Below are 15,075 nucleotides of genomic sequence, written 5' to 3'. Positions count from 1 at the left end.
CGCCGCGGGCCTGATCGCTTTCGGCGCCGGACTCCTGGTCTCGTCCCTGATCCCGGCCAGCGAAAAGGAACGCGAAGCCGCGGACCAACTCAAAACAGCCGCCGAACCCCTCACCAGCCAACTCACCGACGCCGCCAAGGACATGGCCGAGGACCTCAGGCAGCCCGCCCAGGACGCCATGGAAAGCCTCAAATCCACGGCCACCGACGCCGCCGAACACGTCAAAGCCGAAGGCCAAGGCGCCGTCGCCGACGTCAAGGACCGCAGCACCGAAGCCAAAGACAACGTCCAGAACGCCTGACGCACACCAGCGGCACCACAGGTACCAGCCCTAATGTCAGGCCGGCCCCGCCACCCCGCGGAGCCGGCCTGTCGGCTTTATCCCCCAAAAGAAGAGGACGCCCCATGGCTACTTCCGATTCCCCCGAAACCAGCACCGCGAAAGCGGCCCAGGCGCCTGCTCCGGATGACAGCCGGAAGCCGGACAGTCCCAAGGACGTGGACAAACCGTCGTGGAAGTACATCGCCCGTAAGACGCTGCGTGAGTTCAGCAAGGACCAGTGCCCGGACCTTGCGGCGTCCCTGACCTACTACGCCGTGCTGTCCCTGTTCCCGGCCATGCTTGCGCTCGTCTCGCTGATTGGCCTGTTCGGCGATCCGCAGAAGACCACCGACGCCCTTCTGCAGGTGGTGCAGGGAGTTGCACCCGGCGATACGGTCAAGACGGTCAGCGGACCGGTAGCCGAACTGGCCAGCGCCCCGGCAGCCGGCTTCACCCTGGTGATCGGCCTGGCCACGGCCCTGTGGTCCGCGTCGGGGTACGTGGGCGCCTTTGGGCGGGCCATGAACCGCGTGTACGAGGTGGATGAAGGCCGCCCGTTTGTGAAACTGCGCGGCACCATGCTGGCCGTCACGCTCCTGGCGGTGGTGATCGTGGCCGTGCTGGCCGGAATGCTGGTGCTCAGCGGACCGGTGGCAGAGTCGGTGGGTGGCCTGATCGGGCTCAGCGGGGTCTTCCTGACCGTCTGGAACATCGCCAAATGGCCGGTGATGCTGGGTCTGATGGTGGCCATCATCGCCGTGCTCTACTACGCCACGCCCAACGTCAAGCAGCCCAAGTTCAAATGGATGAGCCTGGGTTCCGGCATCGCCCTGCTGATCTTTATCCTCGCCTCCTTGGGTTTTGCGTTTTATGTGGCCAACTTTGGCAACTACAACAAAACCTATGGCGCCCTGGGCGGCGTGATTGTGATGCTGCTGTGGCTCTGGATCCTGAACATGTCGCTGCTGTTCGGCGCCGAGTTCGACGCTGAAATGGAGCGCGGCCGCCAGCTCCAGGCAGGCATCAAGGCGGAGGAGACCATCCAGTTGCCGCCGCGCGACACCAAAAAGAGCGAGAAGCTCCAGGCCCAGGAGGATGAGGACATCCGGCACGGCCGTGAACTGCGGGAAAAGTACAGCGCGGAAAACGCTGATGCTGAGCAGGAAGATTCGGGCGACGACGACGGAACCCAGGGTGCGGACGGCACCCGGGTGCCGCACCGCGAGCGCGTCCGGGACAAGGTCCGCAGGGCGGCAGGGCAGGAGGACCCGGACGGGAAGCGGCCCGACGCCGGCCGATAAGCCCGGCCCGGCACCCGGAGGGCGGGCCCCGCGGCTTCCCGGCGCGGCGGCCCGCCTGAGAACGGGGCAGTACCGCCGCGCAGGGCTATGCAGGACCCGCCGGATGGGGGAAAATTGTCACAGGTCCTATCGGTTTCCCGGGACGGCAACAGTCCGGGGCCAGGCGGGGCCGGCGGTGAGATGGCCTCCTCTGAGACCGAGGCCAGTCCCCCCAGTCGCCGTCGGCCCCCTCAATTCCTGCCCGCCACCCCTGCTGCCGAGGACGGCAGCCCGCAGCCGACTGGACAAGCGCGCCCGGCTGCAATACTTTCGTGATTACTCCTCGCGCCATCACGGTACGCGGGAGCCGCTGAAGCAGACCCGGCGGGACTACTGACGAGCCTCCCGAATGAGCTGACATGCCTGCCACCCACTTTGACTCTTTCCTCGCCGAAGCCGTTGTCCCGGACAAGGAGCCCGGTCTGGGCCTTGGCCGCGATGAGCTTTACGGCCTCTACACCAGCTGGTGCCTTATCAACAAGGAGCAGCTCCAGCCGCCCGAGTCCCTGTGGCAAGCCCTGCAGGAGCATAACATCGACCCGGACAGCAACAATCTGTCCATGACCGGCCCGTCGGCCGCCGACTATATTCTGGCAAGCGCGCCGGACCTCGTCTAAGCGCCGCCTTGCCATAGAGGGACCCGGGCCTGGCAGGCCCGGGTCCCTCTGCCTTCGGCCGGCTTGTGCTGCACTTGGTCACTGGTGGATCTGGTTTCCTGCCGGCCCTGTGTTCACCGACCCGGCGGCGGTTCGAGGGCCAGGGCGAGCAGGTACGCCCCGAAGCCCCTGGGCGCCCGGCCAGCTGTCCGGCCGGATGTCCGCACCCGGATGCTGTCCGTAGCCACAACGTTCGCGCCGGACCGCCGGAGGCCTGAGGCAAGGGCCCTGTCCTCGCCCGAATCAGCGGCCGGGAAACCACCCGCGGCCAGATAGGCGGAGGCCCGGACGCCCAGGTTGGCGCCGTAGACGTGGGGGTGGTTTTCGCGGAACGGGTGGCGGGCCCGCCAGCGCTGGAGCAGTGCCGGGTCCATGCCATCAGGATCCGGCTCCACGGATCCCAGGACCGCGTCCGCTCCTGCGGCGGCGAGCTCCACCTGGCGCAGCAGCCAGTTACGGGGGACCAGTGAATCGGCGTCGGTATTGGCCAGCCAGGTCCGCCCGGCGGGCGCGTCCCTGAAAGGCGCGGAGGTGGTCGCGGCCTGCGCTGCCGTGCTGCCGGAGTTCCACAGCGCATGGATCCCGGCCCTGCGGCTGCGGCCCACGCTTTTGAAGCCCGCAGCCAGGACTGTCACGTCCGCCGCGGCCGCTGCCCGTTCTGCATAACGGCGGGCCACCGACGCCGAGCCGTCACTGCAACTGTCCAGGACCAGCACCAGCCGGGTGCGGACGCCGGGCTGCTTTTCGGCCAGATGGTCGACGGCGGCGCTGACGCCTTCCAGAGCCCTGGCGAGGTGCCGTTCCTCGTTGTGGACGGGAATGACCACCGCCAGATGGCTGATGGTTGATGCGTCCGCTGGCAGGGCAGGCTCCGGCGGATGAGACACCAAGTCTGCCGGAATCGGACCCAGGGAGCCACCGACTGTCCTGCTTTCTGCCACGGATCCCGGTCGTGGACCGCCGCTGATGCCCGGCATCAGCCGGCCCCCCGCTGTCCCGCGCCGGATCCTGCGCCTGCATCCCCGTCTGCAACCGGGCCAGGAACAGCACCGGGCGCGGTCAGGACCTCAAGGACAAAATCCTGCTCGCGGTAGAGCCCCGACTGCTGCCAGCCAAGCCGTTCCCTCGCACGGGTGTGGACAGTCTCGCCGTCGAGCTCCCAGCCGTCAATCGGATGCCGCCAGTGGCAGAGGACCAGCGCGCCGCCTGGGCTGATGGACTCCCTGATGCGGTCCAGCAGGGCAGCCAGTTCGTCCGGCGCCAGGTAGTAGCCAACCTCGGACACCACCACCAGGTCGAAGCTGCCCGCCGGCCAGGACTCCGGCAACACCTGCCGCCGGACGCTGACCCAGGGGAAAGCCGCCAGCCGTTCGGAGGCCCGGTCAGCCGCGGTGCCGCTGGCGTCCACGGCAAGGAGGTTGTCGCACCGCGGGGCAAGGTCCGCCGTGAGGGTACCGATCGAACAGCCCACCTCCAGCGCGGACCTGTACCGCTCCTGCGGCAGCGCTGCCAGGGTCAGGGCCCGCTTGCGCCGCTCATACCAGCTTCCTGCATAGTTCCAGGGGTCCGCGGAGCCGGCGTGGACGGCGTCGAAAATCTGTTCCGCATCGGCACTCCGGTGCGGCCTGCCGCCGTCGGGTGTGGGCGGCGTCCACGCAAAAACCTCAAACGGGCGGTCGAAATGCGCCAGGAAATCCGCGTCGAGCAGTGTTTCGTCCCCCTCGGCCGGGGACAGCGGCCGGACCTGCGTGGCATGCGCCGCCATGGCCCTGGTCTTGGCTTCCGCCGCCGCCGGAGCCAGCTGAAGCTGGTGCCAGGCCCGCCACGTTGGCTGGGCCGGCGTTGCCCAGTGCCAGTACCAGATGGGGTACTCCAGGAGGCCAAAGCCCTCCGCTGCGGCCACGGCCGCGGCCGCCTCCCCCAGCGCGTCGTGGTCCGCGTGGCCGTCACTGCGGAAAGGCGCCACCAGCACCACGTCTTCCGGCCGCGTGCCGCCGCCGTGCGCAGCGTCCCGGATGGCAGCGGCGATGGTCCCGCTGTACGCGCCCAGTCCCTGGTCCGGCAGGCCAAGGAAACTCCAGCGGCCCGCCAGGCCCAGCTCCGTGAGGGCGGCACCGAACTCGACAAGACGCAGGGCCGAAAGCTGTTCCGGGCTGTGGGTGGGCGATCCGGGATGGGACCCTTCCCCGGCGGTGCAGAGCAGGACCTCCACTTCCGCGCCCAAGGCGGGCAGGGTCGCCATCAGGCCGCCGGCGCCCAAGGTTTCGTCATCGGGATGGGCTGCGAGGACCACAAACCGTGTCCCGGCGAGCCTGGCCGGATCGAGGGGCAGCCCGGGGAGCGCAGCCAGGCCCGCATCGGACCAGGTGGATTCGGCAGTTCCGGTATCCGTGTGCGAAAAGGTCACCACTGGCTGTCCCCCTTAAGGGCCAGCGCACCGAGCTGTGCATCGTCCCGTTGCCCGTGGTGCTGGCGGACGTAGAGGGCCAGGTCGGCCATCCGTTTGGCATAGGGTTCGTCGAATGCCAGCGGCGCCGGGCCCCTGGCGGATCCCACCAACTGGAGGACGCGTTCGACGGCGGCCGCAACAGTTCCGCGCAACCGTTGCGCTTCGCTCCAGGGACTGGGGTCACCGTCGGATGGCGTGTTTTGGTCGATCCGGTCGGCGGCGCGGGCCAGGCTGTGGAGGCAGGCGGTGACGGTGCGGTCCACCTCGCCGAGGTTTGCGAGGGCCACCTGGTCCGGTTCCTTTCCGGCGTCCCTGGCGGCCTGCAGTCCCTGCCGGAAGTCGCGGGCCACCCCGATGGCACCGCCCAGCCAGCAAGCGGCAACGCCCATGCCGCCCCAGGCGAAACCTGGCCTGCTGAGGTACCAGCCGGCGCCCCCCACCGGAGTTGCGGGGACCTGGCTGAAGTGGACGGTGCCGCTGGGAATCTCGCGGAGTCCCCGCGCGATCCAGGCCGGTTCCTCTGCGGTGACCCCGTGGTGTCGGAGGTCAACGGCGAATGCTGCCCGGCCGCCGTCGTCCGTGTGGGCGGTGATGACTGCCTGGTCCAGCACCCCGGCCAGGGAGCACCACGGTTTGGCACCGTCAAGGCGGAAGGCGTTGCCATCGGCACGCGCCTCAAGGCGCAGGCCCGGACCTTCAGCGGCGAAGACGCCCCAGGCACCGCCGTCAGCGACCGCCGGATGTCCCGCCTGGGACAGGATGGCCAGGGCATCAAGGTGCGGTTCCAGGACCCGGCCGGCCGCTACGTCGGCAGCGCTGACAGTGGCCAGGAGTTCCCAGAGGATGGCTGTGTGCCCTTCGCCGGGGCGGGGCCAGGTGCTGCCGTTTTTCCTGGCCAGGTCAAGGAGGGCAGGGACGTTGCCGGCGGCCCGGGCCATGGATTCCACAGCCGGGAGCCAGAGGGCCAGTTGCCCTGGCGACGACGTGAGGAGGACGGGTTTGATCAGGTTCCCGTCTGCTCCGCCTTCGGGTGGGCCCGCCGCGGGCCGGTCCACGCCGGCCGGACGCAGGGCTGCCATGCTACTTCCGTGCCGGTTCGGTGACCGGCGGGGTGAGGAACAGGCGGACGACAGCCTGATGGTTGGCACGTACCGGTGAGGCTTTCAACTTGTCCTCCAATGCTTATGCGGCGGGAGTGGCTCCCGCAGTTATCTAAGCATACTTACTAAGGGGTTTCAGATGATCCGCGCCAGGGCGAAGCCGTCCCAGCCTTTGGAGCCCACAGTCTGGATGACGGTGGCGTCAAACCGGGGATGACCACCCAGCATGGTGAGGGCGTCGATGATCCCGGGGGCGTTGACGGGGTCCATTCCGGCGTCGGTGATGGCACCCTCCCAGACCGCATTGTCCAGCACCACTGTGGTCCCGGGCCGGCCCAACCGGAGCGCCCAGTCCAGGTAGTTGCTGTTGTTCTGCTTGTCCGCGTCAATAAAGATGAAGTCGAAGGGCTCCCGGCCTTCCGCTGCCAGCTCCGCAAGGGTCTCCAGGGCCGGGCCAACCCTGATCTCCACTTTTGGCCCCAGCCCGGCGCTGTCGACATTTTCCCGCGCGACCTGCGCATGCGCGGGCAGGAACTCGCAACTGACCAGCGAACCGTCCGCCGGCAGCCCGCGGGCCATCCAAATGGTGCTGAAGCCCGCCAGGGTGCCGATTTCCAGGACGTTCCGGGCGCCGGCCATCTGCACCAGGAGCTGCAGGAGCTTTCCGGCATTGGGCGCCACCTCGATGGCCGGCATACCGGCATCGGCCGCCGTCCGGAGGGCGCGATGCAGGGCGGGGTCCGGGTGCACCACGGAATCGGTCAGGAACACCTCGGCGGCAGTCCACTCGGGCCGGGGCTTGTGCTCGAACATGGGCACAGTCTGGCACGGGGCGCCGCGCGGGTCCAGAGGATCTGGAGCGGGTTCCGTGGAGGTCAGGAACCCTCGGAGAGGGCGCCTTCCAGCCGGTCCAGCTTGGCCGTCATTTCGCCCTCGTAGCCTGGCCTGATGTCCGCCTTGATGACCAGGGACACCCGGCTGCCGTAGCGGCCCACGGCCTCGGTGGCGCGTTTGACGACGTCGAAAACCTCGTCCCAGTCACCTTCGATGGTGGTGAACATCGAGTCCGTCCGGTTGGGCAGGCCGGACTCCCTGACAATCCTGACGGCGGCGGCCACAGCGTCGTGGACCGATGCGTCATCGGAGCGGGAACCTTCGATGGGGGCGCCTGACGGGGCGACTGAGAAAGCAAGCAACATGGAGCCAGTCTTACACGCTGAACGGGCGCCTGCAGCCTGTTGCCGCCGTCACATAAGCCCCTACCCTCCAGTAACCGTGATCGGCGCAGGCTCCGTTGCTAACCTTTTCGCATGAGCCTCGCAGTCGCCCGCAAGCCGCTCCGCGCCGACGCAGCGCGGAATGTGGACAAGATCATCACTGCTGCGCGCCAGTGCTTCCGCGAATTCGGCCCGGATGTCCCGCTGCAGACCATCGCTGTTACCGCCGGCGTGGGCCCGGCCACCCTCTTCCGGAACTTCGCCGACAAGGAGGAGCTGGTCCTCGCGGCCCTGAACCGGCAGCTGCGGGTCAGCGTGGATCCGGTGATGGACGGCGCCCTGGCCGACATCGATGCTGCTGCCGGTTTGCTGCGGGTCCTCGAAGCCTTGATGGCTGCCGCCAGTGCCGACGCCAACCTGCTGGGCGCCGTCGCGGGCAGGCGTGAACTCCTGCCCGGAATCACCGGTTCCCTGATGGATTCCATGGGGGTGCTGCTGGTCCGCGGCCAGGGCCAGGGCAGCCTGCGCCGTGACATTTCCATGACGGACATGTTCCGGCTGCTTGCCATGCTTATTGGCGTGGTTGACACCATGGAGCCCGGGTCGGACGCCTGGCGCCGCCCGCTGGCCCTGATGGAGGACGCTATCCGCTCGGTCCGGCCCGACCGCCCGCTGCCGGCCCACATCCCCGTTCCGGGCCAGCCGCAGCGCTCCGCCTAGGACCCGGATACCTGGCGTAGCTGCTTCGGAGAAGCACCATTGAACGCGGCAAAAAGGTGCAATAGAATCCGGGAAAGGTTACGCAGTCAGCCTCCGTTTTGCCGACGATGGAGTTCCCATGCCGCAACCACTGCTGATGGCGCGTCGGGAGGCGCGGCGATGAAAAGCCTCGATCTGGGCCGTTACCTCAACGGCCGGAACGACCCCGAAGACGTCCTTCCCACGCTGGCAGCGGAGGACCTTGCCGCCCTGGCAGACGCCCTGTTCAGCCATCTGGACACCATGGATCCGGAGTTCGGCGCGCAGGCCTGGTACGACTCGGTAGTGGATGAGATCAGCCGCAGGGCCGCCTCGCCGAGCGACGCGACCGGCGTGGCCTGAGCCGCAGGGCAGCGGGCTGGTAAGGCGCAAGCCGGTCAGGAGTTAAGCTGCCGTATCAGGAGTCGACCCGCCAGGTCAGGAGCTGGCCCGCCAGGTCAGGGGTTGCCGGTCTCCCCCGCCCTGGAGGTGCCGGGGTTGTCCCCGTCCTGGTTATGGTCCTGGTCCTGACCGTGATCGGGGTGGTGCCCCTCATCATGGTGCTCGTGCTCGTGATGGTCGTTCGGGACATGGTCCTTCGCTTCGATCAGGTGCTGCTGCAGCTTTTCCTCGGAGTCCCGGCGGCGGCGGGCGGTGTCGCGGAGTTCCCTGGTGGATTCGGAGCCTTTGGGATCCCGGTAGACGGCCCTTGATTTGCCGGACTGGTCCGCGGACGCAGCGGGAGCGGTGCTTTGCCCGTCGTCGCTTGTTGTCCTGTCTGCCTCGTGGACCATTGCGGGTTCCACGGGCTGTGCCTGTTCGCTCATCTGCTTCCTCCTTCATTTTCCGCCATGGAGCATGGCGGCCACTGTTCGGTCCCATACCCGCTGGACCGGTGCGGCGCTGCCGGCACTTGGCCGGACATCACCTTTGGTGGTTCATTCCGCGCCGCCGTATTTCCCTGCTGACCAGCGCCTGCAGCGCGGGAACGGGCGACTCCGGATCCCCGTCGAGGGCCTTCCGCAGAATTCCGGAAAGGTCCTCCAACTCCTCGGCGGGAACGTGGGACAGGCCGGCAAACCGGGTAAAGAAGCGCTTGGCCGGGAGGCCTGCCCGCCGTCGGAAATTCCAGTCGGGGGGCTGTGCAGCCCTGCCCCCTGCCCGGTGCAGTTGATTTTTCATAGTCGCCAATCGTGCGGGATTTTGCGGCCAACTGCTTAGCCGCTCCCATCGTACAACCGGCACGCCCGATCCAGCGTGACCCACATCACGCCCCGGCGCGTGCCTCACCGGACCTTCTGTCCGCACCCGGATAAAGGCGTAGGCGGAACCGCTCAGTTCCAGCCGGCCAGCCGGAGTAGCGCCGCGGCTCCGGCGCCGGCCAGCACCACCACCAGGAAGGGAGCGCGCAGGGCCAAGGCGATGGCAGCGGCCGCGAGCGCCCCCAGCCGGGCATCGGCGGCCAGGGATTGGCCGGTCGCGGCAGCATTGACCACTGTCAGGGAGGCCAGCAGTCCGATGGTCATGGTTCCCGCGATCCGGGACATCCGCGGATTTTCCAGCAACCGTGCGGGCACAAAGTAGCCCATCAGTTTCCAGGCGTACGCGAGCGCACAGGCCAACAGCAGCCAGATCCAGAGGCTCATGAGTCGCCTTCCGCGGCTGCCGCGCGCTTGGCGCCGTGGTGGTCGTGTTCCGCGTAGGGGTCAACGTCCGGTTCAAGGCCTTCGTCGCTGCGGCCGTGGCTGAACCAGCCGATGACCGCAGCCACCACGGCTGCCACCAGGATGGGAACACCTGCGGGTACAAACGGCACGGCAATGACGGTGGCCACGGCGCAGGCCACGGCAATCGCTACCGGTTCGCGCCCCTTGAGCCGCGGCCACAGGAGTGCCAGGAAGGCCGCTACGGCGGCGCCGTCCAGCCCCCATTGCTTGGGATCACCCAGCCCGCTGCCGGCCAGCGCGCCAACAGCCGTAAAGAAGTTCCACAGCACATAGATGCCGATTCCGGCAGCCCAGAAGCCGCGCCTTTGCTCCGCGGGATCGGACTGGCCGGTGCTGGTCGCGGTGGACTCGTCAATGGTCAGCTGGGCGCTGACGTACCTGCGCCAGCCCGTGGGACGCAGGAGGGCGTTGAGTTGCATGCCGTAAATACCGTTGCGCATGCCCAGCAGGGTGGCCGCGCTCATGGCGGCTATCCCGGAGCCGCCGCCGGCCACAACGCCGATGAACGCAAACTGCGAGCCGCCGCTGAAGAGCAGCGGGCTCAGGGCCATGGTTTGCCAGAAGCTGAGCCCGGAGGTGACGGACAGCGCCCCGAAGGAGACGCCATAAAGGCCCGTGGCAATGCTGATGGACAGGCCCACCCGCACTGCCGGCGAATCCAGCAGTTTCACTGCCTCGCTGCCCGGCCGGACCGCCGGAGGCTCCACGCCCACATAATCAGCGGCACCTGAAAGGGAAGCCGCACCGTGTGCGCCTTCCGCTGCGCGGCCGTTCCGTCCGGACCGTACGCCCGTTGGAGGGCATCGACGTGTCCGGCGAGGAAGGCCACGTACATGGCGGTCAGTCCGGTAGCCGTCAGCTTCCGGGTCGCCGGCACCAGGATTCCGACGGCGGCGCCCAGTTCCAGCAGGCCGCTCGCCGCGATCCATTCCTCCCGGGAAAGCAGGGCAAGTGGACTGGACGGGGGCACGCTGTGGACTGGACCGCCGTCGTTCGCTTCTGGCTGGTGGCCGGATGCAGCGGCGGGCGACGTGTCCTGGCGGCACAGGTACCCGGGCACAACCTGGCGGTAGAACCGGGGATTCCGGAAGTGGTTGACGGCGCTGGCCAGGAGCAAAGCGCTCATGGCGGCAGCAGACAGGCTCTGGGGGGCCCGGCCGGCCCGCGGAAATGGCATGGCACCACTCAATCACAGGCGCGCGTGGCTGATGAAACCCAACTCCCGGCGACCTGCCTCCAGAGTGGAACTGCCTCCATCGTGGCGGCGCTGCGTCAGGCCCAGGCCATCAACGCGGTGCCGTAAGGCGGCGGCGGGCCCGCGTAGTCCAGCGGCCGGCCGTCCACCTGCAGTGGTGGGCCAACGTAACGGAGCTCGCCGAAGGAACTGGGCATGGTCCGGTAGTCGGGCTCAGGCAGTCCGGCACGGGCGGGCTGGCCAGCGGCAGGCCTGGCGTCCGCGTGCCCGCCAGCGGCGTTGGCCGACACCGCGTCCGCTGTCAGCGCGAACAGTTCTTCGGCGGTCCGGGCCAGCGACAGCCTGGCAGTGCCGCCCAATCCGGTTTCCCGGCGGGTTGCCAGGAGCGTGATCGCTGCGGCCGCAACCCCGTACCCGGTGGCGTGGTCCAAGGCCTGGACCGGCAGCGCGCCCGGGCGCCAGTTGCCGTCCCGGTCGGGCCCGCCGTAAACGTGGGCGATACCGCAGGCGGCCTGGACAATACTGTCGAATCCCCGCAACCCGCGCCACGGGCCGTCGTTCCCCCAGCTGTTCAGGGCCACCACGGCCAGCCAGGGCCGGGATGCCAGCAAAGCCCGGGGTTTCAGGCCGAACCTGTCCAGCGCTCCGCGCCGGTAGCCGGTGACCACAACGTCGGCTTCGTCCAGAAGCCTTTCGAGGCGTTCCCGGCTGGTTCCGTTGGCGAGGTCGGCTTCGGCGCTGCGTTTGCCGAAACAGGTGTCAACGTACTGGTCCAGGATTTCGGGCATCCCGGGCGGATCTAGCCGCAGGACATCAGCACCCAGGGCCGCCAGGAGCCGGGTGGCCACGGGCCCTGCAATCACCCTGGTCAGGTCGAGCACCCGAACCCCTGCGAGGGGTTTTGCCGGGTGGTTGGCTTCAGGGCCGCTTCCCGCCGGGCCGGCCACAGGTTGGTGCGCACGCTTACTGGTGAGGGGCGCACCGCTGGTTGTGCCGTCGTCGGCGGTCAACTCGAGCCAGTGACCTGCTCCGGCAGCGCGGCCCATGGCGGAGCCGAGCCACTCCGCCCGGGTCCTGACGGCCGCCGCTATTCCGCCGTGCGCCTGGATCACTGCCTCGGCTGCGAGGGACGGGATACCGAGGATGGCCTGGTCCACGTCCCGGCCGGTGGAAGCGCCAAGTGCTTGCAGGAGCCGGCGCTCGTGGTGCGGGTAATTGGCGTGGATCCGGATCCAGCCGTCAAGGGTCCGCCGGAACCCGGAGAGCGGGACGAACCCCTGGGCCTTCCGGCCGGCAATCCGCAGTAAACCGGAGGAGTCAAAGGCTGCCGCGGTCAGTTCCGGTGTGGTGCTGAACCTGCCGGGCGCGCCGGCGTAATGGTTCGCGGACGCGGCAGCGGCGTTGACGGCACCCAGCGCCAGACCCTCAACATCCAAAGGTCCATCCCACCAGCGCCCGGAGCCCGGTTGGAACATCATGACTGACCTACCTTCCCGGCGAGGAAGCCTCGCTCAACTGGTTCAGGACACGGGCCGGCATGTTGGTGGTGATCTCCTGGATCCCCACCTCCTGGCACAGGGCCACGTCGTCCTCTGAATCCACCGTCCATACGCGCAGCCGCCGGCCGGCCTGAAGCCAGCGCTGGATGGTGGCCCTGTTTTCGCGGACGTAGTCGATGCCGGGCCCAGCCAGCCCCACCGCGCCGTCCTCGACGATCTGCTCCCCTTCGAGCTGCGTGGCCTTCATCAGGTTGGCCACGGCGCCACCGGTGATCAGGCCCAGCCCCAGCCCGTCCCGGATTTCGTGGAGGGTCAGATCGTCCACCAGTTGGCAGACGTATTCCGCCGGCACGGACTGGAGGAGGTGGCGGACGGAGTCGGGGCTGAAGCTCATGAAGGTCACGGCCACGTTGTCCACGGTGGAGCTGGCCGGGTCCCAGCCCTCGCTCCGTAGCACCTCCAGCACCCTGTCCTCGAGCTTCAGCTGGTACGGGCTGGGGTGCTTGAGTTCGATCGCCAGTTTCACCGGACGCCCGGCGCCCCGGAGAAGCTCCAGCAGCTCGGGCAGGGTCAGGAACTGTTCGGACCGCGCGCCGTAGGCATCGGGGATGCGGGCGCCCTTCCAGGAGGAGAAGTCCAGCTGGCGCAGCTCCCGGAGCGTCCGCTCGGCCACCGGCCCGGTTCCATCCGAGGTGCGGTCCAGGTTGGCGTCGTGCAGGAGGACCAGGTGCTGGTCCCGCGTCAGGTGGAGGTCGCACTCCACGCCGTCGGCGCCGTCGGCCAGGGCCTGCAGGTAGGCCGCGCGGGTATGTTCGGCGAAGGCGGCACTGGCGCCGCGGTGGGCAAAGACCAGGGACCGGTGCGGCCCGGACTCGTCAACTGTCATGGTGACACGGTAGCCGAATGCCGCCTGCCTGCAGGGCTAGGCTTGGCACATGCAGGTGAACTCTGAGCCAACTACCCAGGACTCCCCCACCCGGCCCCCTCGCCCGGCGCCGGAAGGCACTATCCCGGGTTCCGACGTCGGACGCGGAACCTCAAGCCAAAACGCTGCCGGGCTCAGCGCCGGTGACGCCGAAAAGGCGGCTGCCCTGCGCAAGATGAAAATGGTGGCCCTGGGGCTGCTGATCGCCATGGCCGTGGTATTTGTGTTCGCCTTTGCGCTGCAGAAGGAATACCCGTGGCTGCAGTACGTGCGCGCAGCCGCGGAGGGCGGCATGGTGGGCGCGCTGGCGGACTGGTTCGCCGTGACTGCCCTGTTCAAATACCCGATGGGCATCAAGATCCCGCACACGGCGATCATCCCCCGGCGCAAGGACCAGATTGGTGCCTCGCTGGGCGAATTTGTGGAGACCAACTTCCTGTCCGAGCAGGTGGTGCAGGACAAACTGGCCAGCGTCAACATTGCGCGTCGGGCCGGGGAATGGCTGGCGTCGCCTGGCGGTGCCGACCGCGTTGCAAAGGAAGGCGCCGCAATGATCCGGGGCGCCTTCACGGTGTTGAACGACGACGACGTCCAGACAGTCATCGAGGGATTGGTCCGCAAGCACCTCCTCGCACCGCCGTGGGGACCTCCGGTGGGCAGGCTGGCTGAACGAGTTTTCCAGGACGGGCACCACCACAAACTGGTGGACCTGCTGGTGGACCGGGCCGCCGACTGGGTGGACGACAACCATGAGACAGTATCCAGGATCGTTTCCGGGCGCTCCCCCACCTGGGTTCCGCAGTTTGTGGACGGCCTGGTGGGCGACAAGGTCTACGTGGAGATCCTGAAGTTTGTCCGGACCGTCCAGTCCGACCAGGACCACCAGGTCCGGCAGTCCATCGACAAGTACCTCAACGACCTTGCCCAGGACCTGCAGCACGATCCCGCCATGATCTCCCGCGCCGAGGACATCAAGGCACAGGTGCTTGGCGACCCGGAAGTGCGCGAACTTGCCTCCAGGACCTGGGGGACCGTCAAGAACGCCCTGCTTGGTGCCGTGGACGATCCGGACAGTGAGCTGACCGTCAAATTCAAGGCCGGGGTCCGGGACTTCGGCTCCCGGCTGGTGGGCGATCCCGAGCTTGCCGGGAAGGTCAACACCTGGATTGGCGACGCCGCCGCATACCTCGTCCGCACCTACCGCTCCGACATTGCGGGCGTTATCACCGACACCGTTGCCCGCTGGGATGCCGAGGAAACCTCGCAGAAGATCGAACTCCAGGTGGGCAAGGACCTGCAGTTCATCCGGATCAACGGCACCGTGGTGGGTTCCCTCGCGGGGCTCGCGATCTTCACGGCGGCGCACCTTATCTTCGGCTGACTCCGCGGTGGCTTGGTGGGCAGTCCGGGTCTCCTGGGCCTACTGAATTACGACGGCGCGCTCGGGGTTGGGTGCCGGCGGGCTGTTCCCGGGCCTGCGGCTTGTCTTGCTGCTGAGCCAGATTGTCGTACCCCCTGCATATGCTGGGGTTATGGACGGCGAAGAGGCTCCAGGGACGGACGGCAGGGACGCTGTTTCACCTGCGTGCGGGGCTGTTTCCGGGGCCGGCTTTAGAGGCGGCTTTGGGGGCGATCCATCGGCCGTTCCTGCCCCCGGCCAAATTGTCGTACCCCCTCCCTACGCTGGTTTTATGGACGGCGAAGAGGCTCCAGGGACGGACGGCAGGAACCCGGTTCCGCCTGCTCCCGGGGCTGCCGCGCCGTCCGGGGCCGCTGTTGAGGCCGGTGACAGGCTTGATTCGCTGGCCGTTCCTGCCCCCGGCCAAATTGTCGTACCCCCTCCCTACGCTGGTTTTATGGACGGCAACGAAGCTCCAGAGACTGACAGCAGGAACCCGGTTCCGCCT

At 68.1% G+C, this 15,075-nt stretch carries 17 protein-coding genes and 1 pseudogene; 7 read left to right on the top strand and 11 right to left on the bottom strand.

Going from position 1 to position 15,075, the window contains the following annotated elements:
- The 3 genes and pseudogenes from ASF72_RS20615 to ASF72_RS11130 all read left to right on the top strand — a co-directional run.
- Positions 1 to 301 (top strand): annotated as a pseudogene (locus tag ASF72_RS20615) (DUF3618 domain-containing protein); the annotation flags it as partial.
- Positions 302 to 405: 104 nt separating this feature from the next.
- On the top strand, positions 406 to 1,623 hold the full coding sequence (locus ASF72_RS11135; RefSeq protein WP_050687751.1) for a YihY/virulence factor BrkB family protein: 1,218 nt from the start codon (positions 406 to 408) through the stop codon (positions 1,621 to 1,623).
- A gap of 398 nt (positions 1,624 to 2,021) precedes the next feature.
- The gene (locus ASF72_RS11130) at positions 2,022 to 2,279 is read left to right on the top strand and encodes a hypothetical protein (protein ID WP_050687753.1); all 258 of its coding nucleotides are present in this window, start codon (positions 2,022 to 2,024) and stop codon (positions 2,277 to 2,279) included.
- 113 nt (positions 2,280 to 2,392) lie between these two features.
- On the opposite strand, the gene ASF72_RS11125 is transcribed toward ASF72_RS11130, so the two are convergent.
- The 5 genes from ASF72_RS11125 to ASF72_RS11105 all read right to left on the bottom strand — a co-directional run bounded on the left by ASF72_RS11125 (position 2,393) and on the right by ASF72_RS11105 (position 7,066).
- Complete coding sequence (locus ASF72_RS11125; protein WP_235504706.1) at positions 2,393 to 3,205, bottom strand: glycosyltransferase; 813 nt, start codon at positions 3,203 to 3,205, stop codon at positions 2,393 to 2,395.
- An 89-nt stretch (positions 3,206 to 3,294) separates the two neighbouring features.
- The gene (locus ASF72_RS11120) at positions 3,295 to 4,728 is read right to left on the bottom strand and encodes a bifunctional PIG-L family deacetylase/class I SAM-dependent methyltransferase (protein ID WP_056598888.1); all 1,434 of its coding nucleotides are present in this window, start codon (positions 4,726 to 4,728) and stop codon (positions 3,295 to 3,297) included.
- Complete coding sequence (locus tag ASF72_RS11115) at positions 4,722 to 5,846, bottom strand: hypothetical protein (RefSeq protein WP_442854163.1); 1,125 nt, start codon at positions 5,844 to 5,846, stop codon at positions 4,722 to 4,724. Before ASF72_RS11115 ends, ASF72_RS11120 begins: the two co-directional genes overlap by 7 nt.
- Before the next feature lie 156 nt (positions 5,847 to 6,002).
- Positions 6,003 to 6,680, bottom strand: a complete 678-nt coding sequence (locus tag ASF72_RS11110) for an O-methyltransferase (protein ID WP_056598885.1) — start codon at positions 6,678 to 6,680, stop codon at positions 6,003 to 6,005.
- A gap of 62 nt (positions 6,681 to 6,742) precedes the next feature.
- Complete coding sequence (locus ASF72_RS11105) at positions 6,743 to 7,066, bottom strand: thiamine-binding protein (RefSeq protein ID WP_056598882.1); 324 nt, start codon at positions 7,064 to 7,066, stop codon at positions 6,743 to 6,745.
- 111 nt (positions 7,067 to 7,177) lie between these two features.
- Here ASF72_RS11105 and ASF72_RS11100 point away from each other — a divergent pair, with 111 nt between their 5' ends.
- Together ASF72_RS11100 and ASF72_RS11095 are read left to right on the top strand one after the other, a co-directional pair.
- On the top strand, positions 7,178 to 7,804 hold the full coding sequence (locus ASF72_RS11100) for a TetR/AcrR family transcriptional regulator (RefSeq protein WP_050687761.1): 627 nt from the start codon (positions 7,178 to 7,180) through the stop codon (positions 7,802 to 7,804).
- Between the two features lie 159 nt (positions 7,805 to 7,963).
- On the top strand, positions 7,964 to 8,185 hold the full coding sequence (locus ASF72_RS11095; protein WP_050687763.1) for a hypothetical protein: 222 nt from the start codon (positions 7,964 to 7,966) through the stop codon (positions 8,183 to 8,185).
- A gap of 95 nt (positions 8,186 to 8,280) precedes the next feature.
- On the opposite strand, the gene ASF72_RS20805 is transcribed toward ASF72_RS11095, so the two are convergent.
- The 6 genes from ASF72_RS20805 to ASF72_RS11060 form a co-directional block, all read right to left on the bottom strand.
- Positions 8,281 to 8,649 carry a hypothetical protein gene (locus tag ASF72_RS20805; protein WP_197273615.1) on the bottom strand — a complete coding sequence of 123 codons (369 nt, stop codon included), beginning with the start codon at positions 8,647 to 8,649 and terminating at the stop codon, positions 8,281 to 8,283.
- A gap of 507 nt (positions 8,650 to 9,156) precedes the next feature.
- Positions 9,157 to 9,468 carry an AzlD domain-containing protein gene (locus ASF72_RS11080; RefSeq protein ID WP_050687767.1) on the bottom strand — a complete coding sequence of 104 codons (312 nt, stop codon included), beginning with the start codon at positions 9,466 to 9,468 and terminating at the stop codon, positions 9,157 to 9,159.
- Positions 9,465 to 10,220, bottom strand: a complete 756-nt coding sequence (locus tag ASF72_RS11075) for an AzlC family ABC transporter permease (RefSeq protein ID WP_200933644.1) — start codon at positions 10,218 to 10,220, stop codon at positions 9,465 to 9,467. The genes ASF72_RS11080 and ASF72_RS11075 overlap by 4 nt, the downstream gene beginning before the upstream one ends.
- Positions 10,217 to 10,726 carry a DoxX family protein gene (locus ASF72_RS11070; RefSeq protein ID WP_056598871.1) on the bottom strand — a complete coding sequence of 170 codons (510 nt, stop codon included), beginning with the start codon at positions 10,724 to 10,726 and terminating at the stop codon, positions 10,217 to 10,219. The genes ASF72_RS11075 and ASF72_RS11070 overlap by 4 nt, the downstream gene beginning before the upstream one ends.
- Before the next feature lie 95 nt (positions 10,727 to 10,821).
- Positions 10,822 to 12,222, bottom strand: coding sequence for a CoA transferase (locus ASF72_RS11065; protein ID WP_157370972.1), 1,401 nt, complete (start codon positions 12,220 to 12,222; stop codon positions 10,822 to 10,824).
- 7 nt (positions 12,223 to 12,229) lie between these two features.
- Entirely contained in the window at positions 12,230 to 13,129 is a 900-nt protein-coding gene (locus tag ASF72_RS11060) for a glycerophosphodiester phosphodiesterase (RefSeq protein WP_056598868.1), read from the bottom strand.
- Positions 13,130 to 13,178: 49 nt separating this feature from the next.
- Between ASF72_RS11060 and ASF72_RS11055 the strand changes: the two genes are divergently transcribed.
- Together ASF72_RS11055 and ASF72_RS21010 are read left to right on the top strand one after the other, a co-directional pair.
- A complete protein-coding gene (locus tag ASF72_RS11055; protein ID WP_056598865.1) occupies positions 13,179 to 14,549 on the top strand; it encodes a DUF445 domain-containing protein in 1,371 nt (456 codons plus the stop codon).
- 310 nt (positions 14,550 to 14,859) lie between these two features.
- Positions 14,860 to 15,075 (top strand): hypothetical protein (locus ASF72_RS21010; protein ID WP_442854162.1); only part of this gene is annotated, 216 nt, incomplete at its 3' end.

This window comes from Arthrobacter sp. Leaf141, assembly GCF_001424565.1.
Classification (GTDB): Bacteria; Actinomycetota; Actinomycetes; order Actinomycetales; family Micrococcaceae; genus Arthrobacter.
The sequence above is the reverse complement of the archived record's forward strand: the minus strand, read 5'-3'. Positions and strand labels throughout refer to the sequence as shown.

Bases quoted from the DNA above. Each gene is read 5' to 3' on its own strand.
- ASF72_RS11135 (WP_050687751.1), top strand. From the start codon at position 406: ATGGCTACTTCCGATTCCCCCGAAACCAGCACCGCGAAAGCGGCCCAG.
- ASF72_RS11130 (WP_050687753.1), top strand. From the start codon at position 2,022: ATGCCTGCCACCCACTTTGACTCTTTCCTCGCCGAAGCCGTTGTCCCG.
- ASF72_RS11115 (WP_442854163.1), bottom strand. From the start codon at position 5,846: ATGGCAGCCCTGCGTCCGGCCGGCGTGGACCGGCCCGCGGCGGGCCCA.
- ASF72_RS11110 (WP_056598885.1), bottom strand. From the start codon at position 6,680: ATGTTCGAGCACAAGCCCCGGCCCGAGTGGACTGCCGCCGAGGTGTTC.
- ASF72_RS11105 (WP_056598882.1), bottom strand. From the start codon at position 7,066: ATGTTGCTTGCTTTCTCAGTCGCCCCGTCAGGCGCCCCCATCGAAGGT.
- ASF72_RS11100 (WP_050687761.1), top strand. From the start codon at position 7,178: ATGAGCCTCGCAGTCGCCCGCAAGCCGCTCCGCGCCGACGCAGCGCGG.
- ASF72_RS11095 (WP_050687763.1), top strand. From the start codon at position 7,964: ATGAAAAGCCTCGATCTGGGCCGTTACCTCAACGGCCGGAACGACCCC.
- ASF72_RS20805 (WP_197273615.1), bottom strand. From the start codon at position 8,649: ATGAGCGAACAGGCACAGCCCGTGGAACCCGCAATGGTCCACGAGGCA.
- ASF72_RS11080 (WP_050687767.1), bottom strand. From the start codon at position 9,468: ATGAGCCTCTGGATCTGGCTGCTGTTGGCCTGTGCGCTCGCGTACGCC.
- ASF72_RS11070 (WP_056598871.1), bottom strand. From the start codon at position 10,726: ATGCCATTTCCGCGGGCCGGCCGGGCCCCCCAGAGCCTGTCTGCTGCC.
- ASF72_RS11065 (WP_157370972.1), bottom strand. From the start codon at position 12,222: ATGATGTTCCAACCGGGCTCCGGGCGCTGGTGGGATGGACCTTTGGAT.
- ASF72_RS11060 (WP_056598868.1), bottom strand. From the start codon at position 13,129: ATGACAGTTGACGAGTCCGGGCCGCACCGGTCCCTGGTCTTTGCCCAC.
- ASF72_RS11055 (WP_056598865.1), top strand. From the start codon at position 13,179: ATGCAGGTGAACTCTGAGCCAACTACCCAGGACTCCCCCACCCGGCCC.